Here is a 26,676-nt window from a genome sequence, read left to right on the forward strand (position 1 = left end):
GCCGGCGAGGCTGGAAATGCCCCCGGCACCCCAAGAGGTCTTCCGGATGGCCCGCCGCAGGCGACGGGCGCGCAATCCCGTCACGCGGTCCGCGTAAACCGTCCCGTCCAGGTGATCGCACTCGTGCTGCAGGCACCGCGCGAAAAACCCGCTCCCCGAAATCCGCACGGCCGCACCGTCCGACGTGACCCCCTCCACCACCGCGTGGTCGAAGCGGGCCGTCCCCGCCTCCAGCCCCGGCAGGGACAGGCACCCCTCGGGCCCGAGGAACTCGTCCCCGTCGGCGGAAACCAACCGCGGGTTGACGACGTGCCCGACGTGCCGCACGTCCTCGTCGTCGGGGCAGTCGTAGACGAACACCCGCTGCCCGACGCCGATCTGGTTCGCCGCGAGGCCGACGCCCTCGGCCGCGTACATCGTCGCGAACATGTCCTCGATGAGCCGGTCGAGGGCCGGACCGAATTCGGTGACCTCGGCGCAGGCCGAGTGGAGCACCGGATCGCCCAGCAGGCTCATGGTGCGGACGAGGCCGGTGGTACCGGGAATGGGGCGCTGTCGCATGGCCGTAAGGGTACGACGGGCGGTTATATGAGGAGATCTGCCGTGGCGTGGGGGCGCCGCGGTCAAGGCTCCGGCAGGTACTGGATAGGCTGGGGCCGACCGACGCAAGGAGGACAAGGGACGATGGCAGGCAACACAGAGCCGCTTTCGCCGCGGGCCAAGCTGGCCGTGACGGCGGGCAAGGCCGCGGCGGCGGTGTCGCGGGCCGCGGGACGCGGAAGCGGATCGGTGATCGGTGGCAAGGTCGCACTCAAACTCGACCCCGATCTTCTCGGCGCGCTGGCGCAGCACCTCGACGTCGTCCTCGTCTCCGCGACGAACGGCAAGACCACGACGACCCGGCTGATCGCCGAGGCCCTGCGCGCCAGCGGCCCCGTCGTATCGAACGCGCTGGGCGCGAACATGCCGGCCGGCATCACCTCCGCCCTCGCGGGCGGCTCGGACGCCAAGTACGGCGTCATCGAGGTCGACGAGAAGTACCTGGCCGGGGTGGCCCGGGACGTCACCCCCAAGGTGATCGCCCTGCTGAACCTCTCCCGCGACCAGCTGGACCGCGCCGCCGAGACCCGCATGCTCGCGGAGAAGTGGCGCGAGGGCCTTCAGGGATCCAAGGCCGTCATCGTCGCGAACTGCGACGACCCGCTCATCGTGTGGTCCGCCTCCTCCTCCCAGAACGTGGTGTGGGTCGCGGCCGGCCAGGAGTGGAAGGACGACGCCTGGTCGTGCCCCTCCTGCGGTGGTGTGATGCAGCGCCCCGGCGACGACTGGTTCTGCGGCGAGTGCGGTTTCCGCCGCCCGACGCCGACCTGGGTGCTCTCGGGCGACCACGTCCTGGACCCGCACGGGTCGGCCTGGCCGATCCACCTCCAGCTGCCCGGCCGCGCCAACAAGGCCAACGCCGCCACCTCGGCGGCCGTGGCCGCGGTCTTCGGCGTCCCGCCGCAGGTCGCGCTGGAGCGCATGTACCAGGTGCAGGCCGTCGCCGGCCGCTACGACGTGGTGAGCTTCCAGGGCCGTGAACTGCGGCTGCTGCTCGCGAAGAACCCGGCGGGCTGGCTCGAAACGTTTTCGCTGATCGACCCCCCGCCCACCCCGGTGATCCTTTCGGTGAACGCGCGCGGCGCCGACGGCACCGACACCTCGTGGCTGTGGGACGTGGACTACCCGCGCCTGGCCGGCCACCCGATCTTCGTGATCGGCGACCGCAAGCTGGACCTCGCGGTCCGCCTCGAGGTCGCGGGCCTGGACTTCCGGGTGTGCGAGACCCTCGACGAGGCCGTGCAGCTCGCGCCGCCCGGGCAGATCGAGCTGATCGCCAACTACACCGCCTTCCAGGACGTGCGCCGCCGCGTCGGCAACTAGTACCCATAAAGGACAAGAGCATGAGCGACAACAGCCTGCGTCTGGTGTGGGTCTACCCCGACCTGCTGAGCACGTACGGAGACCAGGGCAACGCCCTCGTGGTGGAGCGCCGGGCGCGCCAGCGCGGCCTGGACGTGCAGCGCGTGGACGTGCGCAGCGACCAGCCGATCCCCACCTCGGGCGACATCTACCTGATCGGCGGCGGCGAGGACCGGCCCCAGCGGCTGGCCGCGGAGCGTCTGCTGCGCGACGGCGGTCTGGAGCGCGCCGTCTCGAACGGGGCGATCGTCTTCTCCGTCTGCGCCGGGTACCAGATCCTCGGCCAGGAGTTCGTCAACGACCAGGGACAGCGACAGGAGGGCCTCGGCCTGCTGGACGTGGTCACCGTGCGCGGTGAGGGCGAGCGGTGCGTCGGCGACGTCCTCGCCGACATCGACCCGCGGCTCGGCCTGCCCCAGCTGACGGGCTTCGAGAACCACCAGGGCGTCACCCACCTCGGCCCGACGGCCCGTCCGTTCGCCCGGGTGAGCATGGGCCGCGGCAACGGCACCGGAGACGGCACCGAAGGCGCGTACAACGACACGGTGTTCGGCACCTACATGCACGGCCCCGTGATGGCCCGCAACCCGCAGATCGCGGACCTGCTGCTGAAGCTGGCCCTCGACGTGAACGCGCTGCCGGCCATAGACGACCGGTGGTACGAGGCGCTGCGCGCGGAGCGCATCGCGGCGGCGACGCAGCCCGCGTAGCGCGCTGCGGGCCGCTCATCGGGGCGGCCCCGTCATCATGTGTTCGGCCCGGTTTTCCCTAGGGGGAACCGGGCCGACGTCGTTTCGTACGACGAGTGCGACCAGCATGTGGAGGATGGTTCAGTCCACCGCTCCACCGCTTGTAGGGTGGCCGTAGTTCCAACCGGACGACGTGGTCCGGTCGCCGGCCCACGTTGCAAAGGTCTTTTCTGCCATGCGCATAGGTGTGCTCACTTCCGGTGGCGACTGCCCCGGCCTCAATGCCGTCATCCGCTCCGTCGTGCACCGTGCCGTCGTCGACCACGGCGACGAGGTGATCGGCTTCCTCGACGGCTGGAAGGGCCTGCTGGAGGCGGACTACCGCAAGCTCGACCTCGACGCGGTGGGCGGCATCCTCGCCCGCGGCGGCACCATCCTCGGCTCCTCCCGGGTCCAGCCCGCGCACCTCCGCGACGGGGTGGAGCGCGCCCGCGGCCATGTCGCGGACCTCGGCCTGGACGCCATCATCCCGATCGGCGGCGAGGGCACCCTGAAGGCCGCGAACCTGCTCTCGCAGGCCGGTCTGCCCATCGTCGGCGTCCCGAAGACCATCGACAACGACATCGCGTCCACCGACGTCACCTTCGGCTTCGACACCGCCGTCGGGGTCGCCACCGAGGCGCTGGACCGGCTGAAGACCACCGCCGAGTCGCACCAGCGCGTGATGGTCGTCGAGGTCATGGGCCGCCACACCGGGTGGATCGCCCTGCACTCGGGCATGGCGGCCGGCGCGCACGCCATCGTCGTACCGGAACGCCCCTTCGACATCGACGAGCTGACGGCGATCGTCGGCGAGCGCTTCTCCGCGGGCAAGCGGTTCGCGATCGTCGTCGTCGCCGAGGGCGCCAAGCCGCGCCCCGGGTCGATGGACCTGGAGGAGGGCGGGGTCGACATGTACGGCCACGAGCGGTTCGCCGGCATCGGCAACCGGCTCGCCGTCGAGCTGGAGCACCGCCTGGGCAAGGAGGCCCGGCCGGTGATCCTGGGCCACGTCCAGCGCGGCGGCACGCCGACCGCGTACGACCGGGTGCTCGCCACCCGCTTCGGCTGGCACGCCGTGGAGGCCGCGCACCGGGGCGAGTTCGGCATGCTGACCGCGCTGCGCGGGACGGACATCGAGATGGTGCCGCTGGCCGAGGCGGTCCAGACCCTCAAGACGGTCCCGGCCGAGCGGTACGAAGAGGCGCAGACGGTTCTGTGACCTCCGCGACTTCCGTGACGCCCCTTTTGTGACAGGCCGCCCCCGCGCGCAGATGCGTCCGGGGGCGGCACTACTGTGGTGGGGCACCACGGTCAAGGGAGTGAACAGATGGATCACAGCGGGCACGGCATGGGCATGAACATGGACCTGCCGCCGTTCACTCTCGGGCGCGGGCTCGAGTTCTCCTTCGACGCCTTCTTCCTCTTCGGCTCCCTGATCGGGCTCGCCCTGTACGGATGGGGCGTGCTGCGGCTTCGCCGGCGCGGGGACTCCTGGTCGGCCGGCCGGACCATCGCCTTCACCACGGGTGTGCTGACGGTCGTCCTGGTGATGTGCACCAAGCTGAACGACTACGGCATGGTCATGTTCAGCGTGCACATGGTCCAGCACATGGTGATCAGCATGGTCACCCCGATCCTGCTGCTCCTCGGCGCCCCGGTGACGCTGGCGCTGCGCGCGCTGCCGCCCGCCGCGCGCGGCCACAAGGGCCCGCGCGAGCTGCTGCTGATGCTCCTGCACAGCCGCTACATGCGCGTGGTCACGCATCCGGCCTTCACGATCCCGATGTTCATCGCGAGCCTGTACGCCCTGTACTTCACCCCGCTCTTCGACTTCCTCATGGAGAGCCGGACCGGGCACATCGCGATGATGGTGCACTTCCTCGCCGTCGGCCTGATCTTCTTCTGGCCGATCATGGGCATCGACCCGGGTCCGCACCGCCCCGGCTACGTGATGCGGATGCTGGAGCTGTTCGCGGGCATGCCCTTCCACGCCTTCTTCGGCATCGCCCTGATGATGGCGAGCGAGCCGATGATCAAGACGTACGCGAACCCGCCGGCCTCGCTGGGCATCGACCCGCTGCTCGATCAGCAGTGGGGCGGCGGCATCGCCTGGGCCTTCAGCGAGATCCCCTCGGTGCTGGTGCTGATCGCGCTGGTCTACCAGTGGTACCACTCCGAGCAGCGGGCGGCGAAGCGCTCCGACCGGGCCGCGGACCGTGACGGCGACCAGGAGCTGGAGGCGTACAACTCGTATCTCGCCTCGCTCCAAGCGCGTGGCCAGTAGCGCGGGACGGCCTGCGCGCGCGACCATGGGGCATGACCGGATCCGTTAAGGCGATGGCTGTCATGACCTTCGCCGCTCTGGTGGCCGTCGCCACGTATTCCGTGGCCCTCGGCAGCAACGGCTGGCTGTGGTTCGGCTGGGTGGTGCTGGGGCTGCTGACCGCCGGGATGGCCGCCACCCGCGGCGTCTGACCAGGACGGCCCGATCAAGACAGTGTGCGATCAAGGCCGTCCCCGAGCTGCCGCTCCGGCACTGACTGTCCGTACGATGGCCGTGACAACGGGACATCGACGGGAGCGGCCTGGTGTTCTACCACTTGCTCAAGCACGTCTTGCTCGGTCCGCTGCTGCGCCTGCTCTTCAGGCCGCGGATCGAGGGTCTGGAGAACATCCCGGCGGAGGGCGCCGCGATCGTCGCGGGCAACCACCTGTCCTTCTCCGACCACTTCCTGATGCCCGCGATCCTCAAGCGGCGGATCACCTTCCTCGCCAAGGCCGAATACTTCACGGGCCCCGGGCTCAAGGGCCGGCTCACGGCCGCCTTCTTCCGCAGTGCCGGGCAGATCCCCGTCGACCGCTCCGGCAAGGACGCCGGGCAGGCGGCGCTGCGCGAGGGGCTGGGGGTACTGGCCAAGGACGAGCTGCTGGGCATCTATCCGGAGGGCACCCGCTCGCACGACGGTCGGCTGTACAAGGGCAAGGTGGGCGTGGCCGCGATGGCCCTGGGCGCCGGGGTGCCCGTCGTCCCGTGCGCGATGCTCGGCACCTTCGAGATCCAGCCGCCCGGGCAGAAGATCCCGAAGATCCGGCGGGTGACGATCCGCTTCGGCGAGCCGCTGGACTTCTCGCGGTACGCGGGCATGGAGGGCGAGCGGGCCGTCCTGCGGGCCGTCACCGACGAGATCATGTACGCGGGCATGGAGGGCGAGCGGGCCGTCCTGCGGGCCGTCACCGACGAGATCATGTACGCGATCCTCAACCTGTCCGGCCAGGAGTACGTCGACCGGTACGCGGCCGAGGTCAAGGCCGAGGAGGAGGCTCAACGGAAGAAGGCCCGGCGCACTTCGCGCTGAGCCTTCTCCCGTCATTGCGGCGTCATTGACGCTCCCGGCTAGCGGACGGCCGGGAGCTCCTCACGCGCCGGCAGGTCCGAGGCCGGGGCCTGCGCCGCGGAGTCGGCCAGCGACTTCGCGGCGGCCGGGGCCGGCGGGACCGGAGTGGCGTGCGGACCGCACTTCACGTCCTGGGCGTCGACCTTGCCGGTGAGCAGGTAGGCGTCGACCCGGGTGTTGATGCAGGGGTTCACCAGGCTGGTGACACCGTGCGAGCCGGCGTTCTGCTCGGTGATCAGGCGCGAGCCGGCCAGGCGCTTGTGCAGCGAGACGGCGCCCGCGTACGGCGTGGCCGCATCGCGCTCGGACTGGACGATCAGCACCGGCGGCAGACCGCGCTTGGCGCCGACCTCGATCGGGGTGCTCTGCTTGGACTTCCAGGTCGCGCAGGGCAGGTTCATCCACGCGTTGGACCAGGTCAGGAACGGGTACTTCTCGTGCAGCTTGCTGTTGTCCCGGTCCCACTTGGCCCAGCTGGTGGGCCACTTGGCGTCGGCGCACTCGACCGCGGTGTAGACGGCGTTGCTGTTCTCCGAGGCCGCGTTGCCCTTGAGGTCGGACATGTCCGGGGCGATCTCGTCGACCAGCGCCTGGGTGTCACCGGCGAGGTAGGCGGCCCAGGTCTGGGCGACGGGCACCCAGGAGGAGTCGTAGTACGGGGCGCCCTGGAAGAAGCCGATGAGCTCGGCCGGGCCGACGACCCCACCGATCGGGTTGGCCTTGGCGGCGGCGCGCAGCTCCTGGTACTTGGCCTCGACCTTGGCGCGGGTGTCGCCGATGTGGAAGACGGCGTCGTTCTTGGCGACCCAGTCCTGCCAGTCGTTCCAGCGCATCTGGAAGGCGACGTCCTGGCCGAGGTTGGCCTCGTACCAGATGTTGTCCTGGGCCGGGTCGACCACGCTGTCGACGATCATGCGGCGCACGTGGGTCGGGAAGAGGGTCGCGTAGACCCCGCCGATGTAGGTGCCGTAGGAGACGCCGAGGAAGTTCAGCTTCTTCTCGCCGAGGGCGGCGCGGATCACGTCGAGGTCGCGCGCGGTGTTCGGCGTGGTCATGTGCGGCAGCATCTCGCCGCTGCGCTCCTTGCAGCCGTCCGCGTACTCGGCGGCGAGCTTGCGCTGGGCGCGCTTGTCGGCCTCGCTCGACGGGACCGGGTCGGCCTTGGGCGCCTTGACGAACTCCTGCGGGTCGATGCAGGAGATGGGCGCGGAGTGGCCGACGCCGCGGGGGTCGAAGCCCACGAAGTCGTACGCCTTGGAGGTGTTGACCCACAGCGGGCTCTTGGTGGTGACCCGGCGCGGGAAGCGCATGCCGGAACCGCCGGGGCCGCCGGGGTTGTAGATGAGGGCGCCCTGGCGCTCCTCCGGGGTGCCCGTGCTGCCGATCCGGTCGACGGCGAGGTCGATGGTCTTGCCGAAGGGCTTGGTGTAGTCGAGCGGGACCTTCACCCAGCCGCACTGGATGGGCTTTTCGAAGCCCCAGTCGGCGGGACAGTCCTTCCACTCGATCCCGGTGCGGGCGGCGCGGGCGGCGGCGATCTGGACGCCGACGGCCTCCGCGGCGCCGTTGTCGCGGCCGGCCGAGGCCGCCGTGGCGGACGGGGCGAGCATCAGGCCCGCCGCCAGCGTGCCGGTGATCAGTGTGGCGGCGCTCCCCAGCGCCGCGTTGCGTATCACGTGGTTGTTCCCCCTGCGTCAGGTGCCGCCGTTGGCGGCCGGATGCGGTCGGTTCGGTCGTCCGCCTGCAGGGGGATCCTTGCGCCTGACCTGGACCCGGCAACAGAGCGGGGTCGAGTTCTTTGCCAACCCGATAACCGGAGAGGCGTGTACCGCTGAGCGGTGTCTGATTCGTCCCGTAACTACGCCTGTGGCGGCGGTCCGTGGGTACGGGCGGCTTCGTCCAGTAGTTCCCGTAGCCGCAGGGCGTCCGGGGCCAGGGCCGTGACGAGCACCGCGGGGCCGGCCAGCGGGGTCACCACGGCGAACTCCCCCAGTACCCCGGCCGAGGGCGGTGCCTGCTCGAAGGCCGGATCCACGATCAGGAGTTGGCCCAGCGCCCGGTGGCCCGCGAGTCCGGCCGGGCCGTCCCAGCCGCCGGGCGCGCCGGGGCCGCAGGTGAGCTCCTGGTCCAGCAGCGGGCGGCCGCCGCGGGTGGCGGTGAGCCGGCTGCGCAGCAGGCCCGGGGGCTCTCCGCAGCGGCCCAGTACCTGCTCCTCGCGCAGCAGCAGCCGGGCGGTGGGGGCCAGTTCGACCCGGGTGCGCACGCGCAGGTCGCTGCCGCGCACGGAGACCAGCGGCTCGGGCAGCCACCGCACCGACGCCCCGTCCTGCACGGTCAGCCGTACGTCGTACCGCGCGGGCTCGCCGCACCGGCCGGGCAGCGCCAGGGTGGCCGCCGCCGAGGCGAGGGCGAGGTGCGCCCCGGGCCCGGCGGTGGCCTCGACCGTCAGGTGGTCACCCCCCAGCGGGGCGGTCATCGCGCCGACCAGCATGACCCCGGCCTCGGCCCCCGTGCCCCGGGTGCGGCGCAGCGCGAGCGGCCCCTCCCCGGCCAGTAGCGGCAGGGCGGTGCCGCCCCGCCCGTCGGCGGCCGCGTGGATGCGGGCGGTGGCGCGCAGTCCCGCCGCCGGCGGGGCTGTGAGGTCGGCGGTCGGCGCGCCGGTCACCGTACGGTCCAGGCGGCGATCCGCTCGCGCACCCAGGCGGCCACCGGGGCCACCCCTTCGGGGCCGCGCAGCGACTGGAAGGCGACGGGCAGTTCGCCGCGCTGCTCGGCGGCGTCGCGGGCCATCCGGTCCAGGTCGGAGCCGACGTGGGGGGCGAGGTCGGTCTTGTTGACGACGAGCAGGTCGGCGGTGGTGACGCCGGGGCCGCCCTTGCGCGGGATGTCGTCCCCGCCGGCCACGTCGATGACGAAGATCTGGGCGTCGACCAGGCCCCGGGAGAAGGTGGCGGTGAGGTTGTCGCCGCCGGACTCGACGAGGATCAGGTCGAGGGGGCCGACCGTTTCCTCCAACTCCTCCACGGCCTCCAGATTGGCGGAGATGTCGTCCCGGATGGCGGTGTGGGGGCAGGCCCCCGTCTCGACGGCGGTGATCCGCTCGGGCGGCAGCACGGCTTCGCGGAGCAGGAACTCGGCGTCCTCCCGCGTGTAGATGTCGTTGGTGACGACCGCCATGGACAGTTCGGTGCGCAGGGCGCGGCACAGGGCGGCGACGGTGGCGGTCTTGCCGGAGCCGACGGGTCCGCCGAGTCCGATGCGTAGGGCGCGCCGGGTGCCGTCGGTGCGGACCGGGTCGGCGCCGTGGGTGTGCCGGTGGGGGTAGGCCACACCGTGGTCGAGGTGCATGGGGGTTCTCCTTGGGGGGTGGTCGGGAGGCCGGTCGGGGCGCTCAGGAGGCGAAGAGGCGTACCGGCCAGTCGGCATGGACCTCCGCCGCGATCTCCAGCAGGGGCGAGGAGGCCGCGGGCAGGCGGTCCGTGCCTTCGGAACGGGCCCGGTGCGCGGCCTCGGCCGCCCGGGCGGCCACGGCGTCGAGTTCGGGGGCGAGGCGGGCCAGGACCCCGCTCGCCTCGAAGGGGTCCAGGCCCAGCAGCCGCACGGTCGCGGTCGCCGGGCCGCCGATGCTCTCGTACGCCGCCACGTGCGCGGCGTCGAGCGGTCCGAGCCCGGCCGCCCGGGCCGTGAGGCCGAGCACCACGGGCTGGTGGGCGCCGCGCGGGAACGCGGCGGCCAGCGCCTCCAGTTCGGGGTGGGGCCAGGTGGCCCGGGCGGCGCGCAGCAGCTGCCGGCCGAGCCTCCGGGCCGCGGTGCGCAGGGCGGGCGAGGGGGTGCGGGCGTCGGCGGCGGCGTCGAGTTCCGCCGGGTCGAGTCCGAGGGCGCCGGCCGCGGCGAGGGCGGCGGCGGTGAGTCCTGCGGTGTGCAGCCGGCCCCGGCAGAAGTCCTCCAGGGTGGCGGCGTCGTGGATCCGGCCCGCCTTGCAGGCGGCCTCGGCCCCGCCGGAGTGGGCGTGGCCCCCGGCGGGGAATCGGCCGTCCGCGAGGACGAGCAGGGCGGCGAGGCTCATCGGGGCGCGCCCATCAGAAGAGGAAGTATCTCTGTGCCATGGGCAGTTCGGCGGCCGGCGCGGGCTCCACGGCCTCCCCGTCGATGGTCACGGTGAAGGTGTCGGCGTCGACCTCGACCCTCGGCATGGCGTCGTTGTTGCGCATGTCCGCCTTGCCCACCTTCCGGGTGCTCTCGATGGCCGTGAACTGCTTGCCGAGCCCGAGCCGTTCGGGCAGTCCGTCGTCGAGGGCGGCCTGCGCGGTGAAGTTGAGGGAGTTGAGGGCCGGTGCGCGCCCGTGGCTGCCGAACATCGGGCGGGGCAGGACCGGCTGCGGGGTGGGGATGGAGGCGTTGGCGTCGCCCATCTGCGCGTAGGCGATCTGGCCGCCCTTGATGACCACCTCGGGCTTGACCCCGAAGAAGGCGGGGTTCCACAGGACCAGGTCGGCGAGTTTGCCGGTCTCGACGGAGCCGATCTCGCGGGCGAGCCCCTGGGCGACGGCGGGGTTGATCGTGTACTTGGCGACGTAGCGGCGGGCCCGCTGGTTGTCGGCGGGGCCGTCTCCGGGGAGGAAGCCGCGCCGCTTCTTCATCACGTGGGCGGTCTGCCAGGTGCGCAGGACGACCTCGCCGACGCGCCCCATGGCCTGGGAGTCGGAGGAGATGATGGAGATGGCCCCGAGGTCGTGCAGGACGTCCTCGGCGGCGATGGTCGAAGGCCGGATCCGCGATTCGGCGAAGGCGAGGTCCTCGGGGACGGCCGGGTTGAGGTGGTGGCACACCATCAGCATGTCGAGGTGCTCCTCGACGGTGTTGACCGTGTGCGGCCGGGTGGGGTTGGTGGAGCTGGGCAGGATGTTGGGCTCGGAGACCACGGTGATGATGTCGGGTGCGTGCCCGCCGCCCGCGCCCTCGGTGTGGTACGAGTGGATGGTCCGCCCGGCGATCGCGGCGAGGGTGTCGCCGACGAATCCGGCCTCGTTGAGGGTGTCGGTGTGGATGGCGACCTGGGCGCCGGTCTCCTCGCAGACGCTCAGGCAGGCGTCTATGACGGCCGGGGTGGACCCCCAGTCCTCGTGGATCTTGAACCCGAGGGCGCCGCCGCGCAGTTGGGAGTGCATGGCCTCGCGGGACATGGTGTTGCCCTTGCCGAGGAGGCCGATGTTGACGGGGTAGGCCTCCAGGGCCGCGAACATCCGGGCCAGGTGCCAGGGTCCGGGGGTGACGGTGGTGGCCTTGGTGCCCTCGGCGGGTCCGGTGCCGCCGCCGACCAGGGTGGTGATCCCGGAGGCGAGCGCCGTTTCGATGACGGTCGGGGAGATGAAGTGCACGTGGGCGTCGATGGCACCGGCGGTGACGATCTTCCCGTTGCCCGCGATGATCTCGGTCTCGGGGCCGATGACCAGGGCCGGGTCCACGCCGTCCATGGTGTCGGGGTTGCCGGCCTTGCCGATGCCGCAGATGCGGCCGTCGCGGATGCCGAGGTCGGCCTTGACGATGCCCCAGTGGTCGAGGACGACCACCCCCGTGATCACGGTGTCGGGGGCGCCTTCGGCGCGGGTGGTGCGGGCCTGCCCCATGGACTCGCGGATCACCTTGCCGCCGCCGAAGACGGCCTCGTCGCCGGCCCGGCCGGGGCCGCCGCTGAGGTCCTGTTCGATCTCGACGAAGAGGTCGGTGTCGGCCAGCCGGATCCGGTCGCCCCGGGTCGGCCCGAAGAGGTCGGCGTACACCTGGCGGGAGATCTCAGCCATCGAGCGGCCCTCCGGTCTCCCCGCGCAGTCCCGGTACGGTGCGCAGCCCGCCGAGCGGTACGAGTTCCACGGCGACCGGGATGCCGGGCTCGAAGCGCACGGCGGTGCCGGCCGCGATGTTGAGCCGCTGCCCGCGGGCGGCGGACCGGTCGAAGTCGAGGCCGGGGTTGGCCTCGGCGAAGTGGTAGTGGGAGCCGACCTGGACGGGCCGGTCGGCGGCGTTGAGCACGGTGAGGCGGGTGACGGGGCGGCCCTCGTTGAGGAGCACCGGACCGTCCCCGTAGGCGATTTCGCCGGGGATCATACGGATTGCCCCTCTTCAGACGATCGGGTCGTGGACGGTGACGAGCTTGGTGCCGTCCGGGAAGGTCGCCTCGACCTGGACGTCGTGGATCATCTCGGGGATCCCCTCCATGACCTCCTCGCGCCGCAGCACGGTGCGGCCGGAGGCCATCAGCTCGGCCACGGTCCGTCCGTCGCGGGCCCCTTCGAGGATGTGGCAGGTGATGAGCGCGATCGCTTCGGGATGGTTGAGGCGCACCCCGCGCGCCCTCCTCTTCTCGGCCACGTCCGCAGCCACGTGGATGAGCAGTCTCTCCTGCTCGTGCGGTGTCAGTTGCACACGTATCACCAAGTTTCCGGGACAAGATCAACATCGCGCCGGGGCGACCCTACTGGCCGTCAACACTCTGTTGACCTGCACATATCCGAGCCAAGCGTGTCTTGCCCAACGCAGAGAAAGGCTTTTCGTCCCGACCACCGCCGCTTTACCGGATCATGGGTGATCATTGGCGGACGAGCGTGGTGCCACGCTAGGCGCTCCGCTTTTCCGCTGAGTTAACCCACGTTTCCGGGAGGTACCCGGTTCAACTCGGTTGCCGTCCGGGCCCGGTTCCGTATACGGATGGCCACTCGGAACACCGACCAAGGAGACGCATGTTCGTCAACCCCGTCCGGCACATCACGTTCGACGCCCTGGAGCCCTACCGGGTGGCCGAGTTCTGGTCGCAGGTGACCGGCTTCCCGATCCACCCCGACGACGTCGAGACCGACGACGAGATCCTGCTGGAACCGGGGCAGGCGGGCGTCCCCGGACTGCTCTTCATCCGCGTACCGGACGCCAAGTCCGTCAAGAACCGCGTCCACCTGGACATCCAGCCGCCCACCGGCACCCGGGACGAGACCGTGGAGCGCCTGATCGGGCTCGGCGCGAAGATCGTGGACGACCGCCGCGACGAGGACGGCGTCATGGGCTGGGTCGTACTCGCCGACCCCGAGGGAAACGAGCTGTGCATCGAGCGCAGCGCGGCGGAGCGCGCCGCCTCCTGACGCCTCGCCCTCAGCAGCCGGTGGCCGTCCTCGCCCGCGCCGCGACCGTCCAGGGCAGGGCGATCCAGACCGTCTTGCCACCGTCCTCGGTGGGGCTGACCGAGAGGCGGCCGCCCGCCTCCGCGGTGAGCCAGCGGATGATGACCATCCCCCGGCCGTTGTCCTGCTGGACGGCGGCCGGGAGTCGCTTGGGCCAGCGCGGGTGGCTGTCCGTGACCCCAACGCGCAGCCACTCCTCGCGCTCCAGCCGGACGTCCACGGTGAAGGTCGGCGACTGGCCGAAAGTATGCTGTACGGCGTTGGTGGCGAGCTCCGAGACGATCAGCCGGACGCTGTCGGCGGTGTCGGCGTCATCGGGAAGTCCCCATTCGCCCAGCACCTCCGCGACGTAGCGTCGGGCGGCGGCGACCGAGGCGGGATCGCTCGGCAGAGTGACGGATGCTTCCTGGTGATCTGCCATGGCGACGGTCCCTTTCCCACCGGGGCCAAGCCGCCCCGGATCTGTGCTGGACGCCAGAGTGCCACCCATCGTGCCGCCGCATCTGCCGTTCCCCCAAGATATGCATATATCTGTCCCTCAATGCGGTGAACTCTGCTACGGAAGAGCGTATTTGGACGGCAAACTGGTGCGAGCTGTGCCGGTGGAAGGAGGCGGGTGTGCAGCACGGTCCCGCGGTACGCCGGCGCAAGCTCGGCGAGGAACTGCGTGCCCTGCGCGACCGGTCCGGACTCACCAGTGGTGAGGCGGCCCGGATCGTGGGATGGCACCAGTCGAAAATCAGCCGCATCGAGACAGGACGCAGCGGCGTCAAGCCCGAGGACATCCGCCTGCTCCTCGATGTCTACGGGCAGATCGTGAGCCCCGAGCAGCGCGCACTGCTGGAGGCCCTGTCGGCCTCGGCCGCGGGGCCGGGCCCGGGCGGCGACACCGGACGCGGCCGCCAGTGGTGGCACGACTACCGGGGGCTGCTGCCCCAGGAGTACCGGGACTTCATCAGCCTGGAGGCGGGGGCGAGGGCGGCGCGGACCGTGGAACTGTCCGTGGTCCCGGGGCTGTTGCAGACCCCCGGGTACGCGCGGGCCGTGACCCGGGCCGCGCTGGGCGGGCTGCCCGAGCCGAAGGTGGACGCGCTGGTCGACGTACGGCTGGCCCGGCAGTCGGTGCTGCGGGCCGACCCGCCGCTGGAGCTGAGCGCCGTACTGGACGAGGCGGTGCTGCGCCGGCAGATCGGCGGGCCGGGGGTGATGGCGGAGCAGCTGAGGCACCTGGTGAAGGTGGGGCGGCTGCCCCAAGTGCGGCTACAGGTACTGCCGTTCAGCGTGGGGGGTCATCTCGGCCTCACCGGACCGTTCGTCATTTTCTCATTTCCGAACATCGCCGATCTGGATGTGGTGGTACTCGACCATTTGACGAGTAGCCTCTATCTGGAGCGGAAGGAAGACCTAGAGGCGTACAGCGCCGCGTTCCGCATCATTCAGGAACACGCCCTCCCGCCCCAGGACTCGTCGGATCTCATCAGCTCACTTGCTGACGACGCGTAAGGAGGCACCCCCGTGTCCGCAACCCCCTTATCGATCAGCGGACTTCTGATCAGCGCGCGATGGCGGCGGAGCAGCCGCAGTACCGGTATGAACAATTGTGTGGAAGCGGCCGTCCTCGGCGACGGCCTGCTGGCCGTCCGCGATTCCAAGCGGACGGACGGCCCGGCCGTGCTCTTCACCGGGCCGGCCTGGGACGGCTTCCTGACCACCGTCCGGGCGGACCTGCTCCCGTAACTCCGCCTACCGGTCCGTGGCTCCGGCGGGTGCGGTCGCAAGGATCGTCCCGACAGCCCGGCTGATCTCGTCCCCCGTGAGATCGGCCCGTGCCGTCAGCCGCAGCCGGGAGATGCCGTCCGGAACGGACGGCGGCCGGAAGCACCCCACGGACAGACCTGCCTCGCGGCAGTCGGCGGCCCAGCGCAGTGCCGCCGAGGCCGACGGGGCCCGCACCGACACCACGGCCGCGTCCGGCCGGGCCGCGGTCAGGCCGGACGCGGTGAGCCGCCCGTACAGCTCGGCGGCCACCCCGCGGGCGCGGCCGGCACGCTCCGGTTCCCGCCGGAGCAGGCGCAGGCTCGCCAGCGCCGCGCCCGCGGCGGCCGGGGCCAGCCCGGTGTCGAAGATGAACGTGCGCGCGGTGTTGACCAGGTGGCGGATGACTTTTGCCGGACCGAGCACCGCCCCGCCCTGGCTGCCCAGGGACTTCGAGAGGGTCAGGGTGGCGACCACCCCGGGCGCGCCCGCGAGCCCGGCGGCGTGCAGTGCGCCGCGGCCGCCCTCCCCCAGCACACCCAGCCCGTGCGCGTCGTCCACGACCAGGGCCGCGCCCTCGTCCCGGCAGGCGGCGGCGTACGCGGCGAGCGGGGCGGCGTCCCCGTCGACGGAGAACACGGAGTCGCTGACCAGCAGCGCCCGTCCCTCGTGCGTGGCGAGCGTCTTGCGCGCGGCGTCCGGATCGGAGTGCGGGACGACGGCGGTCTCGGCGCGCGAGAGGCGGCAGCCGTCGACGATCGAGGCGTGGTTCCCGGCGTCGGAGACGACCAGCGTGCCCCGGTCGCTGAGGGCGGTGACCGCGGCCAGGTTGGCCGCGTATCCGGAGGACAGGACCAGCGCGGCCTCGAATCCGCAGAAGTCCGCGAGTTCGCGTTCGAGCTCCGTGTGCAGCTCGGTCGTGCCCGTCACCAGACGGGATCCGGTGGCGCCGGCCCCCCACCGCTCGGCCGCCTCCTGAGCTCCGCGGACGGTCTCCGGATGCCGGGACAGACCGAGGTAGTCGTTGCTCGCGAGGTCCAGCAGCGGCGACTGCGCCGGCCTCGGACGCAGCGTGCGGACGAGCCCGGCCCTTTCGCGGGCGCTCTCCGCGGCGTCGATCCAGGAGAAGACGTCCACGGGATCGGGAGTGGGCTCGGGCATCGGCACGTCCTCGTGTTTTGTCGGCAGTCCACAGACCCGCCCGACCCTAGCCGCCGGGCCTCGGCTCGACCCTAGCCCCCGGGACTTGAGTGTCAGGTGTGGCGATACACACACTCCCAACCGGCCATGTTGTGCGATCTCTCCTTGGCCGGGAGCGGTGGTGTGGTCCAGGATCGGCGTCATGGACCTGCTGAACACCCTGGTGGACAAGGGGCTGCGGCGTGAGCTGCCGACCCGCGAAGAGGCGCTCGCCGTACTGGCGACCTCCGACGACGAACTGCTCGACGTGGTGGCCGCGGCCGGCAAGGTGCGCCGCCAGTGGTTCGGGCGTCGGGTCAAGCTGAACTACCTGGTCAACCTGAAGTCGGGCCTGTGCCCGGAAGACTGCTCCTACTGCTCCCAGCGTCTCGGCTCGAAGGCCGAGATCCTGAAGTACACGTGGCTGAAGCCGGAGGAGGCCTCCCAGGCGGCCGCGGCCGGTGTCGCGGGCGGCGCGAAGCGGGTCTGCCTGGTCGCGAGCGGCCGGGGGCCGACGGACCGGGACGTGGACCGCGTCGGCAAGACGATCGCGGCGATCAAGGAGCAGAACGAGGGCGTCGAGGTCTGCGCGTGCCTCGGCCTGCTCTCGGACGGCCAGGCGGAGCAGCTCCGCGAAGCGGGCGCCGACGCGTACAACCACAACCTCAACACCTCCGAGGCGACGTACGGGGACATCACCAAGACCCACACGTACGCCGACCGGGTCGACACCGTGAAGAAGGCGCACGCCGCCGGCCTGTCGGCCTGCTCCGGCCTGATCGCGGGCATGGGCGAGAGCGACGAGGACCTGGTCGACGTCGTCTACGCGCTGCGCGAGCTCGACAGCGACTCCGTGCCGGTCAACTTCCTGATCCCCTTCGAGGGCACCCCGCTCGCCAAGGAGTGGAACCTCACCCCGCAGCGGGCGCTGCGCATCCTCGCGATGGTCCGCTTCGTCTGCCCCGACGTCGAGGTCCGGATCGCGGGCGGCCGCGAGGTGCACCTGCGCACCCTGCAGCCGCTGGCGCTGCACGTGGCGAACTCGATCTTCCTCGGCGACTACCTGACCAGCGAGGGCCAGGCCGGACAGGCCGACCTCGACATGATCGCGGATGCCGGCTTCGAGGTGGAGGGTGCCGGTACGACGACGCTCCCGGCCCACCGGGCCGACGTCGCCGAGGCGGCGACGGCGACGGCGGGCGGCTGCGGCTCGCACGGTGGCGGTGCCTCCCTCTGCGGTTCGGCGGGCTCCGGCGACACCGCGGGGGAAGCCGGGTGCGGTTCGGCCTGCGGCGGCTGCTCCGGCCACGCGGAGACCGCGCCCGTACCGGCGCAGGCGGATGCCGGCGAGGTGCGCCCGGACCTGGTGTCGGTCCGCCGGCGCGGCGCGGGAACGGACCTCGCTCCGAATGCCTGATCAGCTCGTAACGCCGGCGGCCGGCCCGGGGGAACTGCTCGCCCTGGACCGGCAGCACGTCTGGCACCCGTACGGTCCGATGCCCGGGCGGCAGGAGCCGCTGGTCATCGCCTCCGCCTCGGGCGTGCGGCTGCGGCTCGCCGATCCGGCCGGGCAGGGACAGGGCCACGACGAGCTCGTCGACGGCATGTCCTCCTGGTGGTCGGCGATCCACGGCTACAACCACCCGGTGCTGAACGAGGCCGCGACTTCGCAGCTGGGCCGTATGTCACACGTGATGTTCGGCGGGCTCACCCATGAGCCCGCCGTGCGGCTGGCGGCCCGGCTGGTGGAGATCACCCCGCCGGGGCTGGAGCACGTCTTCCTCTCGGATTCGGGCTCGGTCTCGGTCGAGGTCGCGGTCAAGATGTGCCTGCAGTACTGGCGTTCGCTCGGCCGGACGGGCAAGACCCGGCTGCTGACCTGGCGCGGCGGCTACCACGGGGACACCTGGCAGCCGATGGCCGTCTGCGACCCCGAGGGCGGCATGCACGAGCTGTGGCAGGGCCACCTGCCGCGGCAGGTCTTCGCGGATCCGCCGCCCGGCGGTTTCGACGCCCCCGTGGACCCGGCGTACGCCGACCACCTGCGCTCCCTGATCGCCGCGCACGCGGACGAGCTGGCCGCGGTCATCGTGGAGCCGGTGGTCCAGGGGGCGGGCGGCATGCGCTTCCACAGCCCGGCCTACCTCCGGGTGCTGCGCGACCTGTGCGACGAGTACGGCGTCCTCCTCATCCTGGACGAGATCGCGACGGGCTTCGGCCGTACGGGCGCGCTCTTCGCGGCCGACCACGCGGGGATCACGCCGGACGTGATGTGCCTGGGCAAATCGCTGACGGGCGGTTACCTCACCCTCGCCGCGACCCTGTGCACGGAGCGGGTGGCCGACGGCATCTCGCAGGGCGCGGTCCCGGTGCTCGCGCACGGCCCGACCTTCATGGGCAACCCGCTCGCCACGGCCGTGGCGCTCGCCTCGATCGACCTGCTGATGGGCCAGGACTGGCCGACCGAGGTCAAGCGCATCGAGGCGGGCCTGCGCGAAGGCCTGGCGGCCGCGGCGGAGTTGCCGGGCGTGCGGGAGGTACGCGTCCTGGGCGCGATCGGCGTGATCCAGCTGGACCACGACGTCGACATGGCGGCGGCCACCCGGGCAGCCGTCCGGGAGGGCGTCTGGCTGCGCCCGTTCCGCGATCTGATCTACACGATGCCCCCGTTCGTCACCGGCGACGACGATGTGGCCCGTATCTGCCGCGCGGTGGTCGCGGCAGCGCAGGAAGGCTGAGGAAGACGGACATGTCCGTACTGGTGGTGTCCGGAACGGGCACGGAGATCGGCAAGACGGTGGTCACCTCGGCGATCGCGGCCGCCGCGGTGGCGGCCGGCCGCACGGTCGCCGTGCTCAAGCCCGCCCAGACGGGTGTCGGCCCGGACGAGCCGGGGGACGCCGCGGAGGTGGCCCGCCTGGCGGGCCCCTCCGTCACGGCGGTGGAACTGGCCCGCTACCCGGAGCCGCTGGCCCCGGACACGGCGGCCCGCCGCGCGGGCCTGCCCACCGTCTCCCCGGCCGCCGTTGCGGAGGCGGCGAACCGGCTCGCCCTCTCCCACGACCTGGTCCTGGTGGAGGGCGCCGGCGGCCTCCTGGTCCGCTTCGACGAGGCGGGCAACACCCTGGCGGACGCGGCGCGCCTCCTGGGAGCCCCGGTCCTGATCGTCGCCCCGGCGGGCCTCGGCACCCTCAACTCCACGGCCCTGACGGCGGAAGCCCTCCGCGCACGGTCCCTGACCCCCCTGGGCGTGGTGGTCGGCAGCTGGCCGTCATCCCCGGACCTGGCCTCCCGCTGCAACCTGGCGGACCTCCCCAAGGTCTCGGACACCCCCCTCCTGGGCGCCATCCCGCAATCCGCGGGCACCCTCCCCCCACCCGTCTTCCGCACCACGGCCCCCACCTGGCTCTCCCCCACCCTGGCGGGCACCTGGTCCCCCACCACGTTCCTCGCAACGTGGCCCGCAGGTGACACACCCAGCGTCGCCGGGGGCACATCCAGCCCCGCCGGCGTTTGAGGCGCGGGGTCCGGGGCGGAGCCCCGATCGTGTAGCCGCACCCGCGCACTCGGACGGGCCAACTCCAGCCCCGCCGGCGTTTGAGGCGCGGGGTCTGGGGCGGAGCCCCGGAAAGCCCGGGCGCAGCCCGGGGCCGCCGCGACCGCAGCCGCCCCGCACGACACCGCCAGGCGTGAGGCGCAGCCGACCGGGCACGCTGGAGGTAACCGCCCCCGCCGCCCCGGAGGTCCGCCATGCCGCGCCAGCGCAACCACCCCCGCGACCCCGTCCACCACCCCCTCTTCGCCCGCTTCTACGCCCGCGCCAGCGTCACCGCCGACACCCGCGCCGGCGTCGCCGCCCTCCGCACCGAGCTCCTCCACGGAGTGACCGGCCGCGTCATCGAGATCGGCGCCGGCAACGGCCTCAACTTCGCCCACTACCCCCGCGCCGTCTCCGAGGTCGTCGCCGTCGAACCGGAACGCACCCTGCGCCGTCTCGCGGCCTCCGCCGCGCTCCGCGCCGAGGTCCCCGTGGACGTCGTACCGGGCGCCGCCGAAGCCCTCCCGGTCAAGAGCGAGGCCTTCGACGCCGCCGTCGCCTCCCTGGTGCTGTGCACCGTACGGGACCTGCCCCGCTCCCTCGCCGAGCTCCACCGCGTGCTCCGCCCCGGCGCCGAGCTCCGCTTCTTCGAGCACGGCCTCGCCCCCGGCCCCGGCATGGCAGCCGTCCAGCGCGCCCTGGACCGGACCGTCTGGCCCCACCTCTTCGGCGGCTGCCACACCTCCCGCGACCCGCTCGCCTCGATCGAGGCCGCCGGTTTCCGGATCGTCTCGCAGCGCAGCTTCCGGCTGCCCGAGCGCGGACCGGTCCTTCCGACCTCGTACTGCGTCATCGGTGCGGCCCGCCGCGTGGACTGAGCCCCGTACCTGCGCGAAGTACCTACGCGAACGGCTTCACCCAGCGCCGCCACCGGTCCTCCCGGTGGTACCCGGCGGCGGCCCACGCCAGGTGCGCCCGCTCGTTGTCCTCCAGCACCATCGCGTCGCCGCGCCGGCCACCCGCGGCCTGGAAGCGCCGCTCGGCCGCCTCCAGGAGCGCGGTGGCGATCCCCTGCCGACGCCGGGAGGGCAGCACGGCCAGCCGGTACAGCGAACACCGCCAGCCGTCGTACCCGGCGATCACGGACCCGACCAGGACCCCGTCCGCCTCGGCGAGGATCAGCGCGTCGGGATCGCGCGTGACGAGCCGGGTCACGCCGTCCACGTCGTCCGTGATCGACGTGCCCTCCGCCGCTTCCTTCCAGAAGGCGAGCACGTTCTCCGCGTCGGCCGGCACCGCGGTCCGGAGCTGGAGCTGAACCTGGGCCTGGGCCCGGGCCTGAAGCCGGGTCTCGAACTGATTCATGATCGGGAGCCAAGCACGCCCGAACCACGGGCCGCCACCGACTTCCGTCCTGCGAGACTGGACGAAAGAATGATCCGCTCCCTTTGCCCGTCCTTTACCCTGTAGGCACAGTTCCTCTCGAGTGAAAGGTGTGTGAGCGTCCGCCCATGGGCGAGCCCCCCAGTCCACGACATCGCCGCATGCGACATCGCGCGATACCCCTCCTCCTGGCTGATCATGGGACGGAGGTGATCGACCGATGACCGAAGTGCTGCTGCTCGTCGTGGCTCTGCTGCTCTGCCTTGCCTGCGGAGTCTTCGTCGCGGCCGAGTTCTCGCTGACCACCATCGAGCGCAGCGAGCTCGAGGAAGCCGTCGCGCGCGGCGAGCGCGGGGCCGACAGCGCGCTGGCCGCCGTCCGAACCCTGACGTTCCAGCTCTCCGGCGCCCAGCTCGGCATCACCGTGACCGGCCTGGTCATCGGCATGATCTCCAAGCCGTCGATCGCCGCCCTGCTCCAAGGCCCGTTCCAGTCCATGGGGCTGTCGGCGGGCGCGGCCTCCTCCACCGCCCTGATCCTGGGCACCGTCCTGTCGACCGTCGTCCTGATGGTCGTCGGCGAGCTGGTCCCCAAGAACTGGGCGATCTCCTCCCCGCTGGCCATCGCCAAGCGAGTGGCCACCTGGCAGCGGGTGTTCAGCCGGGCCTTCAAACCCCTGATCAGCCACCTCAACACCACCGCGAACCACATGGTGCGCCGCTTCGGCATGGAGCCCGCCGAGGAGCTGGCCTCCGCGCGCACCCCGCAGGAGCTGGTCGCGCTGGCACGGCACTCCGCGAAGGCGGGCGCCCTGGAGAAGGACACCGCCGAGCTGTTCGTGCGGACCCTGAACCTGGCCGACCTGACCGCGGAGAACGTGATGACCCCGCGCGTCCAGGTCACGGCCCTCGACGTGCAGACCACCGCCGAGGACGTCGCGAACGCCACGCTGGCCACCGGCCTGTCCCGCTTCCCGGTCTACCGGGGCAGCCTCGACAGCGTCGTCGGCACCGTCCACATCAAGGACGTACTGGCGCTGCCCGCCGCGGAGCGCCACCGCCACCCCGTGTCGCGGCTGCTGCGCGAGCCGCTGCTCGTACCGGAGTCGCTGACCGTGGACCGGCTGCTGGACCTGCTGGCCGGCAAGCAGACGATGGCCGTGGTCATCGACGAGTACGGCGGCACGGCCGGCGTGGCCACGCTGGAGGACATCGTCGAGGAGGTCGTCGGCGAGGTCCGCGACGAGCACGACCCGCACGAGACGCCGGACCTCGCCCCGGCCGGCACGGACGACTCCGGGCGCCGGCTCTACTCCGCCGACGGCGCCGCCCGCACCGACCAGCTCAAGCGGATCGGACTGCACGTGCCGGACGGCCCGTACGAGACCCTGGCCGGTCTGATAGCGACCGAGCTGGGCCGCATCCCGGCCGTGGGCGACAGCCTGGAGCTGGACGGCTGGCAGCTCGACGTCGTCGACGCGGGCGGGCGACGGGCCGCCCGGGTACTGCTGCACATGCCGGCCGAGCCGGCCGGCGACAAGGACGGGGAGGCGGGCCGATGACGGCGATCCAGCTGCTGATCGGCCTGGCGACCCTGGTCGTCAACGCCTTCTTCGTCGGCGCGGAGTTCGCGCTGATCTCGGTCCGGCGCAGCCAGATCGAGCCGTACGCCGAGCAGGGCGACCGGCGGGCCCGCGCCGTCCTGTGGGGCCTGGAGCACGTGTCGGCGATGATGGCCGCCGCCCAGCTCGGCATCACGCTGTGCACGCTGGTGCTGGGTGTGGTCGCCGAGCCTGCCATCGCGCACCTGCTGACCCCGCTGTTCGACCTCTTCGGGGTGCCGGACGGCCTGACGCACGTGATCTCCTTCGTGATCGCGCTGGCGCTGGCGACGTACCTGCACATGCTCTTCGGCGAGATGCTGCCGAAGAACGTGGCGCTGTCCGAGCCGGTGCGCACGGCGCTGCTGCTGGGGCCGCCGCTGGTGACCCTGACGCGGGCGCTGCGGCCGGTGATCTTCGCGATCAACGCCTTCGCCAACGCCCTGCTGCGGTTGCTGCGGGTGGAGGTGAAGGACGAGGTCACGGCGACCTTCACGGACGACGAGCTCGCGCGCATGGTCAAGGACTCCAGCAACGCGGGGCTCCTGGACGACCGGGCGAGCGAGCGCCTGCACGATGCCCTGGAGCTGGGCCGCCGGCCGGTCACCGATGTGGTGCTGCCGTCGGGCCGGGTGGTTTCGGCCCGGGAGGGCATCACTCCGGCCGGGCTGGAACGGCTGTCGGCCGAGTCCGGGTACTCCCGGTTCCCGGTGATCGACGCGCAGCGCAGGATCCTGGGCTACCTGCACGTCAAGGACGCCCTGGACGCGGACGTGGAGGCGCGGGACGAGCCCTTCCCGGTGTCGGCCCTGCGGCAGATCGCTCAGGTGCGCGCCGAGACCCCGCTGGACGACGTGCTGACCGCGATGCGGCGCAGCCGCACCCACCTGGCGGCCGTCCTCGGGACGGACGGTGCCATGACGGGCCTGGTGACGATGGAGGACGTGCTGCGCGAGCTGTTCGGACGGCCCGCCTCCGCCTGACCGGTGCGGACCCCGGCCCTGCGGGGCCGGGGTACCGCGCGGTAACATCGCTCCGCCATGGAGATGAATGCGTCTTACACCAGTTTCGTCGCGGTCGGCGACTCCTTCACCGAGGGCATGTCCGACCTGCTCCCGGACGGCTCCTACCGGGGCTGGGCCGATCTGCTGGCCGCCCGGCTCGCGGCGCGTGAGCCGGGCTTCCGCTACGCGAACCTCGCGGTCCGCGGCAAGCTCATCGGGCAGATCGCCGAGGAGCAGGTGCCGGTGGCCGCGGGCATGGGCGCCGATGTGGTGACCCTGGTCGGCGGGCTGAACGACACGCTCCGCCCCAAGGTGGACATGGGCCGTGTCCGGGCCCATCTGGAGTCGGCCGTGGAACTCCTCGCCCCTTCCTGCAAGCACCTGGTCCTGATGCGCTCCCCGGGGCGCAACGGGCCGGTGATGGAGCGCTTCCGGCCCCGGATGGAAGAGCTGTTCGCGCTCATCGAGGAGCTCGCTGCACGGCACGGCGCCCTGGTCGTGGACCTCTACGGGGCCGCCGCCCTCGCGGACCCGCGGATGTGGGACGTCGACCGGCTGCACCTGACGGCCGAGGGCCACCGGCGGGTGGCGGAGGCCGTCTGGCAGACGCTGGGCCTGCCCGCCGAGCAGGACTGGCGTGCGGAACTGCCCGCCTCGGTGCCCCCGGGCTGGGCGGCCCGCCGGGGCCAGGACCTCAGCTTCGCCCGACAGCACCTGCTCCCCTGGGTCGGCCGCCGCCTGACGGGCCGCTCCTCCGGGGACGGCCGCCCGGCCAAGCGCCCGGAGCTGCTGCCGTACGAGGGCTCGCCGGTCTCGTAGCAAGCCACAATCGCCAGCGGTGCCCCTACCTGCGTAAACACACAGCGGATGCCCAAGTAGAATCCCTCCACGTGACTGCCAAGCCCCGCATCCCCAATGTCCTGGCCGGCCGCTACGCCTCTGCGGAGCTCGCCGTCCTGTGGTCCCCCGAGTACAAGGTGACGCTGGAGCGGCGGCTGTGGCTCGCCGTGCTGCGCGCCCAGAAGGACCTCGGCATCGAGGTCCCCGACGCGGCCCTCGCCGACTACGAGCGCGTCCTGGAGACGGTCGACCTCGCCTCCATCGCCGAGCGCGAGAAGGTCACCCGGCACGACGTGAAGGCCCGCATCGAGGAGTTCAACGCCCTCGCCGGTCACGAGCACGTCCACAAGGGCATGACCTCCCGCGACCTGACCGAGAACGTCGAGCAGCTCCAGATCCGGCTCTCGCTGGAGCTGGCGCGCGACCGCACGGTCGCCGTCCTCGCCCGCCTCGGCAAGCTGGCCGGCGAGCACGCCGAGCTGGTCATGGCCGGCCGCTCCCACAACGTGGCCGCGCAGGCCACCACGCTGGGCAAGCGCTTCGCCACCGCGGCCGACGAACTGCTGGTCGCCTACGACCGCCTGGAGAACCTCCTCGGCCGCTACCCGCTGCGCGGCATCAAGGGCCCGGTCGGCACCGCCCAGGACATGCTCGACCTGCTCGGCGGCGACGCCGCGAAGCTGGCCGACCTGGAGCAGCGCATCGCCACGCACCTCGGCTTCGCCCAGGCCTTCACCTCGGTCGGCCAGGTCTACCCGCGCTCGCTCGACTACGACGTGGTCACCGCCCTGGTACAGCTGGCCGCGGCTCCCTCCTCCATCGCGAAGACGATCCGCCTGATGGCCGGCCACGAGCTGGTCACCGAGGGCTTCAAGCCCGGCCAGGTCGGCTCCTCCGCGATGCCGCACAAGATGAACACCCGCTCCTGCGAGCGTGTGAACGGCCTGATGGTCATCCTGCGCGGCTACGCCTCGATGACCGGCGAACTGGCCGGCGACCAGTGGAACGAGGGCGACGTCTCCTGCTCCGTGGTCCGTCGCGTGGCCCTGCCGGACGCGTTCTTCGCCTTCGACGGCCTGCTGGAGACCTTCCTGACCGTCCTCGACGAGTTCGGCGCCTTCCCGGCGGTCGTGGCCCGTGAGCTGGACCGCTACCTGCCGTTCCTCGCGACCACCAAGGTCCTGATGGGCGCGGTGCGGGCGGGTGTCGGCCGCGAGGCCGCCCACGAGGTCATCAAGGAGCACGCGGTGGCCTCCGCGCTCGCCATGCGCGAGCAGGGTGCCGAGCGCAACGAGCTGCTGGACAAGCTGGCCGCCGACGAGCGGATGCCGCTGGACCGTGCCCAGCTCGACGCCCTGATGGCCGACAAGCTGTCCTTCACCGGCGCCGCGGGTGACCAGGTCGCGGCGGTGGTCTCGCGCATCGAGGCGATCGCCAAGCAGCACCCGGAGGCCGCCGGGTACGCGCCGGGGTCGATCCTCTGACCCCCGACGAGCTGAACGCCGCCCGTGACCGCGTCCTCCCGGACGTGGTCGCGGGCGGTCTGCGTGTGCTCTTTTGCGGCATCAACCCCGGTCTCCTCTCCGCCGCGACGGGCCACCACTTCGCCCGCCCGGGCAATCGCTTCTGGCCCGTCCTGCACCTGTCGGGCTTCACTCCCCGCCGGCTGGCTCCCGCGGAGCAGGAGGAGCTGCTCACCTACCGCCTCGGCATCACCAACGTGGTGGCCCGGGCCACGGCCCGCGCCGACGAGCTGAGCGCCGAGGAGTTCCGCGAGGGCGGCCGCATCCTGACGGCAAAGGTGGAACAGCTCCGCCCCCAGTGGCTGGCGGTCGTCGGCGTCACCGCCTACCGCACGGCCTTCGGCGAGCGGAGGGCACAGATCGGCCCCCAGGAGCGGACCATCGGCGCCACCCGCATCTGGGCCCTCCCCAACCCCAGCGGCCTCAACGCCCATTGGACCGCCGAGTCCATGGCCCAGGAGTACGCCCGCCTCCGCGCCGCCGCCGAATCCCCCGACCGCCCCTAGGCAGTGTCTGATGGCTCTTTGATGAGATCGCGGAGCCAGATCACGATGGCTGCTGTGGCCAGGGTGCCGTTGAAGATGTAGTCGCGTTTGT

The 26,676-nt window shown here is 72.1% G+C and carries 29 protein-coding genes; 18 read left to right on the top strand and 11 right to left on the bottom strand.

What is annotated here, in order from left to right; genetic code table 11:
- Nucleotides 1-561, bottom strand: a 561-nt coding sequence (def, locus tag ACFWBN_RS36870) for a peptide deformylase (RefSeq protein ID WP_385185244.1), incomplete at its 3' end; no start/stop codon positions are given.
- 123 nt (nt 562-684) lie between these two features.
- Here def and ACFWBN_RS36875 point away from each other — a divergent pair.
- The 6 genes from ACFWBN_RS36875 (at nt 685) to ACFWBN_RS36900 (ending at nt 6,049) form a co-directional block, all read left to right on the top strand.
- The gene (locus tag ACFWBN_RS36875; protein WP_361757403.1) at nt 685-1,923 is read left to right on the top strand and encodes a MurT ligase domain-containing protein; all 1,239 of its coding nucleotides are present in this window, start codon (nt 685-687) and stop codon (nt 1,921-1,923) included.
- Between the two features lie 20 nt (nt 1,924-1,943).
- Nucleotides 1,944-2,672, top strand: a complete 729-nt coding sequence (locus ACFWBN_RS36880; RefSeq protein ID WP_385185248.1) for a type 1 glutamine amidotransferase — start codon at nt 1,944-1,946, stop codon at nt 2,670-2,672.
- 214 nt (nt 2,673-2,886) lie between these two features.
- Nucleotides 2,887-3,912 carry a 6-phosphofructokinase gene (locus ACFWBN_RS36885; protein WP_385185251.1) on the top strand — a complete coding sequence of 342 codons (1,026 nt, stop codon included), beginning with the start codon at nt 2,887-2,889 and terminating at the stop codon, nt 3,910-3,912.
- Nucleotides 3,913-4,020: 108 nt separating this feature from the next.
- Nucleotides 4,021-4,977, top strand: a complete 957-nt coding sequence (locus ACFWBN_RS36890; protein WP_385185254.1) for a cytochrome c oxidase assembly protein — start codon at nt 4,021-4,023, stop codon at nt 4,975-4,977.
- Between the two features lie 32 nt (nt 4,978-5,009).
- A complete protein-coding gene (locus ACFWBN_RS36895) occupies nt 5,010-5,168 on the top strand; it encodes a hypothetical protein (protein WP_385185257.1) in 159 nt (52 codons plus the stop codon).
- Between the two features lie 113 nt (nt 5,169-5,281).
- Entirely contained in the window at nt 5,282-6,049 is a 768-nt protein-coding gene (locus ACFWBN_RS36900) for a lysophospholipid acyltransferase family protein (protein ID WP_385185260.1), read from the top strand.
- Between the two features lie 38 nt (nt 6,050-6,087).
- On the opposite strand, the gene ACFWBN_RS36905 is transcribed toward ACFWBN_RS36900, so the two are convergent.
- The 7 genes from ACFWBN_RS36905 to ACFWBN_RS36935 all read right to left on the bottom strand — a co-directional run bounded on the left by ACFWBN_RS36905 (nt 6,088) and on the right by ACFWBN_RS36935 (nt 12,511).
- Nucleotides 6,088-7,698 carry an alpha/beta hydrolase gene (locus ACFWBN_RS36905; protein ID WP_385185320.1) on the bottom strand — a complete coding sequence of 537 codons (1,611 nt, stop codon included), beginning with the start codon at nt 7,696-7,698 and terminating at the stop codon, nt 6,088-6,090.
- Between the two features lie 248 nt (nt 7,699-7,946).
- Nucleotides 7,947-8,753, bottom strand: a complete 807-nt coding sequence (locus ACFWBN_RS36910) for an urease accessory protein UreD (protein ID WP_385185263.1) — start codon at nt 8,751-8,753, stop codon at nt 7,947-7,949.
- Nucleotides 8,750-9,436 carry an urease accessory protein UreG gene (gene ureG / locus ACFWBN_RS36915; protein WP_385185266.1) on the bottom strand — a complete coding sequence of 229 codons (687 nt, stop codon included), beginning with the start codon at nt 9,434-9,436 and terminating at the stop codon, nt 8,750-8,752. Before ureG ends, ACFWBN_RS36910 begins: the two co-directional genes overlap by 4 nt.
- Before the next feature lie 43 nt (nt 9,437-9,479).
- Complete coding sequence (locus ACFWBN_RS36920; RefSeq protein WP_385185269.1) at nt 9,480-10,154, bottom strand: urease accessory protein UreF; 675 nt, start codon at nt 10,152-10,154, stop codon at nt 9,480-9,482.
- A 13-nt stretch (nt 10,155-10,167) separates the two neighbouring features.
- Nucleotides 10,168-11,889: an urease subunit alpha gene (locus tag ACFWBN_RS36925; RefSeq protein WP_385185272.1), complete on the bottom strand. Its 1,722-nt coding sequence runs from the start codon at nt 11,887-11,889 to the stop codon at nt 10,168-10,170.
- The gene (locus tag ACFWBN_RS36930) at nt 11,882-12,193 is read right to left on the bottom strand and encodes an urease subunit beta (RefSeq protein WP_385185275.1); all 312 of its coding nucleotides are present in this window, start codon (nt 12,191-12,193) and stop codon (nt 11,882-11,884) included. The genes ACFWBN_RS36925 and ACFWBN_RS36930 overlap by 8 nt, the downstream gene beginning before the upstream one ends.
- Nucleotides 12,194-12,208: 15 nt before the next feature.
- Nucleotides 12,209-12,511, bottom strand: coding sequence for an urease subunit gamma (locus ACFWBN_RS36935; protein WP_385185278.1), 303 nt, complete (start codon nt 12,509-12,511; stop codon nt 12,209-12,211).
- Nucleotides 12,512-12,825: 314 nt separating this feature from the next.
- On the opposite strand from ACFWBN_RS36935, the gene ACFWBN_RS36940 reads away from it, so the two are divergent.
- Entirely contained in the window at nt 12,826-13,218 is a 393-nt protein-coding gene (locus ACFWBN_RS36940) for a VOC family protein (protein WP_385185281.1), read from the top strand.
- Nucleotides 13,219-13,228: 10 nt separating this feature from the next.
- Here ACFWBN_RS36940 and ACFWBN_RS36945 read toward each other — a convergent pair whose 3' ends face one another.
- Nucleotides 13,229-13,678, bottom strand: coding sequence for an ATP-binding protein (locus ACFWBN_RS36945; protein WP_385185285.1), 450 nt, complete (start codon nt 13,676-13,678; stop codon nt 13,229-13,231).
- A gap of 197 nt (nt 13,679-13,875) precedes the next feature.
- On the opposite strand from ACFWBN_RS36945, the gene ACFWBN_RS36950 reads away from it, so the two are divergent.
- Nucleotides 13,876-14,760 carry a helix-turn-helix domain-containing protein gene (locus tag ACFWBN_RS36950; protein ID WP_385185288.1) on the top strand — a complete coding sequence of 295 codons (885 nt, stop codon included), beginning with the start codon at nt 13,876-13,878 and terminating at the stop codon, nt 14,758-14,760.
- A gap of 12 nt (nt 14,761-14,772) precedes the next feature.
- Nucleotides 14,773-14,994 carry a DUF397 domain-containing protein gene (locus ACFWBN_RS36955; protein WP_385185291.1) on the top strand — a complete coding sequence of 74 codons (222 nt, stop codon included), beginning with the start codon at nt 14,773-14,775 and terminating at the stop codon, nt 14,992-14,994.
- Between the two features lie 6 nt (nt 14,995-15,000).
- On the opposite strand, the gene ACFWBN_RS36960 is transcribed toward ACFWBN_RS36955, so the two are convergent.
- Nucleotides 15,001-16,173 carry an 8-amino-7-oxononanoate synthase gene (locus ACFWBN_RS36960; protein WP_385185294.1) on the bottom strand — a complete coding sequence of 391 codons (1,173 nt, stop codon included), beginning with the start codon at nt 16,171-16,173 and terminating at the stop codon, nt 15,001-15,003.
- A 181-nt stretch (nt 16,174-16,354) separates the two neighbouring features.
- Here ACFWBN_RS36960 and bioB point away from each other — a divergent pair, with 181 nt between their 5' ends.
- The 4 genes from bioB to ACFWBN_RS36980 all read left to right on the top strand — a co-directional run bounded on the left by bioB (nt 16,355) and on the right by ACFWBN_RS36980 (nt 20,607).
- On the top strand, nt 16,355-17,608 hold the full coding sequence (bioB, locus tag ACFWBN_RS36965; RefSeq protein ID WP_385185297.1) for a biotin synthase BioB: 1,254 nt from the start codon (nt 16,355-16,357) through the stop codon (nt 17,606-17,608).
- Nucleotides 17,601-18,929 carry an adenosylmethionine--8-amino-7-oxononanoate transaminase gene (locus tag ACFWBN_RS36970; RefSeq protein WP_385185300.1) on the top strand — a complete coding sequence of 443 codons (1,329 nt, stop codon included), beginning with the start codon at nt 17,601-17,603 and terminating at the stop codon, nt 18,927-18,929. The genes bioB and ACFWBN_RS36970 overlap by 8 nt, the downstream gene beginning before the upstream one ends.
- Before the next feature lie 11 nt (nt 18,930-18,940).
- Nucleotides 18,941-19,708 (top strand): dethiobiotin synthase, encoded by a 768-nt coding sequence (bioD, locus tag ACFWBN_RS36975; protein WP_385185303.1) that lies wholly within the window; start codon nt 18,941-18,943, stop codon nt 19,706-19,708.
- A 233-nt stretch (nt 19,709-19,941) separates the two neighbouring features.
- Nucleotides 19,942-20,607: a methyltransferase domain-containing protein gene (locus ACFWBN_RS36980; protein ID WP_385185306.1), complete on the top strand. Its 666-nt coding sequence runs from the start codon at nt 19,942-19,944 to the stop codon at nt 20,605-20,607.
- Nucleotides 20,608-20,629: 22 nt separating this feature from the next.
- Here ACFWBN_RS36980 and ACFWBN_RS36985 read toward each other — a convergent pair whose 3' ends face one another.
- Nucleotides 20,630-21,094, bottom strand: coding sequence for a GNAT family N-acetyltransferase (locus ACFWBN_RS36985; protein WP_385185309.1), 465 nt, complete (start codon nt 21,092-21,094; stop codon nt 20,630-20,632).
- A 238-nt stretch (nt 21,095-21,332) separates the two neighbouring features.
- Here ACFWBN_RS36985 and ACFWBN_RS36990 point away from each other — a divergent pair, with 238 nt between their 5' ends.
- The 5 genes from ACFWBN_RS36990 to mug all read left to right on the top strand — a co-directional run bounded on the left by ACFWBN_RS36990 (nt 21,333) and on the right by mug (nt 26,585).
- Nucleotides 21,333-22,673, top strand: coding sequence for a hemolysin family protein (locus tag ACFWBN_RS36990; protein ID WP_385185311.1), 1,341 nt, complete (start codon nt 21,333-21,335; stop codon nt 22,671-22,673).
- Nucleotides 22,670-23,695, top strand: a complete 1,026-nt coding sequence (locus ACFWBN_RS36995; protein WP_385185314.1) for a hemolysin family protein — start codon at nt 22,670-22,672, stop codon at nt 23,693-23,695. The genes ACFWBN_RS36990 and ACFWBN_RS36995 overlap by 4 nt, the downstream gene beginning before the upstream one ends.
- A gap of 57 nt (nt 23,696-23,752) precedes the next feature.
- A complete protein-coding gene (locus ACFWBN_RS37000; RefSeq protein ID WP_385185317.1) occupies nt 23,753-24,535 on the top strand; it encodes an SGNH/GDSL hydrolase family protein in 783 nt (260 codons plus the stop codon).
- Nucleotides 24,536-24,606: 71 nt separating this feature from the next.
- Entirely contained in the window at nt 24,607-26,040 is a 1,434-nt protein-coding gene (purB, locus tag ACFWBN_RS37005) for an adenylosuccinate lyase (RefSeq protein ID WP_053688895.1), read from the top strand.
- Nucleotides 26,037-26,585 carry a G/U mismatch-specific DNA glycosylase gene (gene mug, locus ACFWBN_RS37010; protein WP_385185323.1) on the top strand — a complete coding sequence of 183 codons (549 nt, stop codon included), beginning with the start codon at nt 26,037-26,039 and terminating at the stop codon, nt 26,583-26,585. The genes purB and mug overlap by 4 nt, the downstream gene beginning before the upstream one ends.
- Nucleotides 26,586-26,676: the final 91 nt, after the last annotated feature.

It is taken from the genome of Streptomyces sp. NPDC059989, from assembly GCF_042736975.1.
Lineage (GTDB): Bacteria > Actinomycetota > Actinomycetes > Streptomycetales > Streptomycetaceae > Streptomyces.

What these genes read in the sequence shown, in the direction of transcription:
- ACFWBN_RS36875 (WP_361757403.1), top strand. Translation starts at nt 685, where the DNA reads ATGGCAGGCAACACAGAGCCGCTTTCGCCGCGGGCCAAGCTGGCCGTG.
- ACFWBN_RS36880 (WP_385185248.1), top strand. Translation starts at nt 1,944, where the DNA reads ATGAGCGACAACAGCCTGCGTCTGGTGTGGGTCTACCCCGACCTGCTG.
- ACFWBN_RS36885 (WP_385185251.1), top strand. Translation starts at nt 2,887, where the DNA reads ATGCGCATAGGTGTGCTCACTTCCGGTGGCGACTGCCCCGGCCTCAAT.
- ACFWBN_RS36890 (WP_385185254.1), top strand. Translation starts at nt 4,021, where the DNA reads ATGGATCACAGCGGGCACGGCATGGGCATGAACATGGACCTGCCGCCG.
- ACFWBN_RS36895 (WP_385185257.1), top strand. Translation starts at nt 5,010, where the DNA reads ATGACCGGATCCGTTAAGGCGATGGCTGTCATGACCTTCGCCGCTCTG.
- ACFWBN_RS36905 (WP_385185320.1), bottom strand. Translation starts at nt 7,698, where the DNA reads ATGCTCGCCCCGTCCGCCACGGCGGCCTCGGCCGGCCGCGACAACGGC.
- ureG (WP_385185266.1), bottom strand. Translation starts at nt 9,436, where the DNA reads ATGCACCTCGACCACGGTGTGGCCTACCCCCACCGGCACACCCACGGC.
- ACFWBN_RS36920 (WP_385185269.1), bottom strand. Translation starts at nt 10,154, where the DNA reads ATGAGCCTCGCCGCCCTGCTCGTCCTCGCGGACGGCCGATTCCCCGCC.
- ACFWBN_RS36925 (WP_385185272.1), bottom strand. Translation starts at nt 11,889, where the DNA reads ATGGCTGAGATCTCCCGCCAGGTGTACGCCGACCTCTTCGGGCCGACC.
- ACFWBN_RS36930 (WP_385185275.1), bottom strand. Translation starts at nt 12,193, where the DNA reads ATGATCCCCGGCGAAATCGCCTACGGGGACGGTCCGGTGCTCCTCAAC.
- ACFWBN_RS36940 (WP_385185281.1), top strand. Translation starts at nt 12,826, where the DNA reads ATGTTCGTCAACCCCGTCCGGCACATCACGTTCGACGCCCTGGAGCCC.
- ACFWBN_RS36945 (WP_385185285.1), bottom strand. Translation starts at nt 13,678, where the DNA reads ATGGCAGATCACCAGGAAGCATCCGTCACTCTGCCGAGCGATCCCGCC.
- ACFWBN_RS36960 (WP_385185294.1), bottom strand. Translation starts at nt 16,173, where the DNA reads ATGCCCGAGCCCACTCCCGATCCCGTGGACGTCTTCTCCTGGATCGAC.
- bioB (WP_385185297.1), top strand. Translation starts at nt 16,355, where the DNA reads ATGGACCTGCTGAACACCCTGGTGGACAAGGGGCTGCGGCGTGAGCTG.
- ACFWBN_RS36970 (WP_385185300.1), top strand. Translation starts at nt 17,601, where the DNA reads ATGCCTGATCAGCTCGTAACGCCGGCGGCCGGCCCGGGGGAACTGCTC.
- bioD (WP_385185303.1), top strand. Translation starts at nt 18,941, where the DNA reads ATGTCCGTACTGGTGGTGTCCGGAACGGGCACGGAGATCGGCAAGACG.
- ACFWBN_RS36980 (WP_385185306.1), top strand. Translation starts at nt 19,942, where the DNA reads ATGCCGCGCCAGCGCAACCACCCCCGCGACCCCGTCCACCACCCCCTC.
- ACFWBN_RS36985 (WP_385185309.1), bottom strand. Translation starts at nt 21,094, where the DNA reads ATGAATCAGTTCGAGACCCGGCTTCAGGCCCGGGCCCAGGCCCAGGTT.
- ACFWBN_RS36990 (WP_385185311.1), top strand. Translation starts at nt 21,333, where the DNA reads ATGACCGAAGTGCTGCTGCTCGTCGTGGCTCTGCTGCTCTGCCTTGCC.
- ACFWBN_RS36995 (WP_385185314.1), top strand. Translation starts at nt 22,670, where the DNA reads ATGACGGCGATCCAGCTGCTGATCGGCCTGGCGACCCTGGTCGTCAAC.
- ACFWBN_RS37000 (WP_385185317.1), top strand. Translation starts at nt 23,753, where the DNA reads ATGGAGATGAATGCGTCTTACACCAGTTTCGTCGCGGTCGGCGACTCC.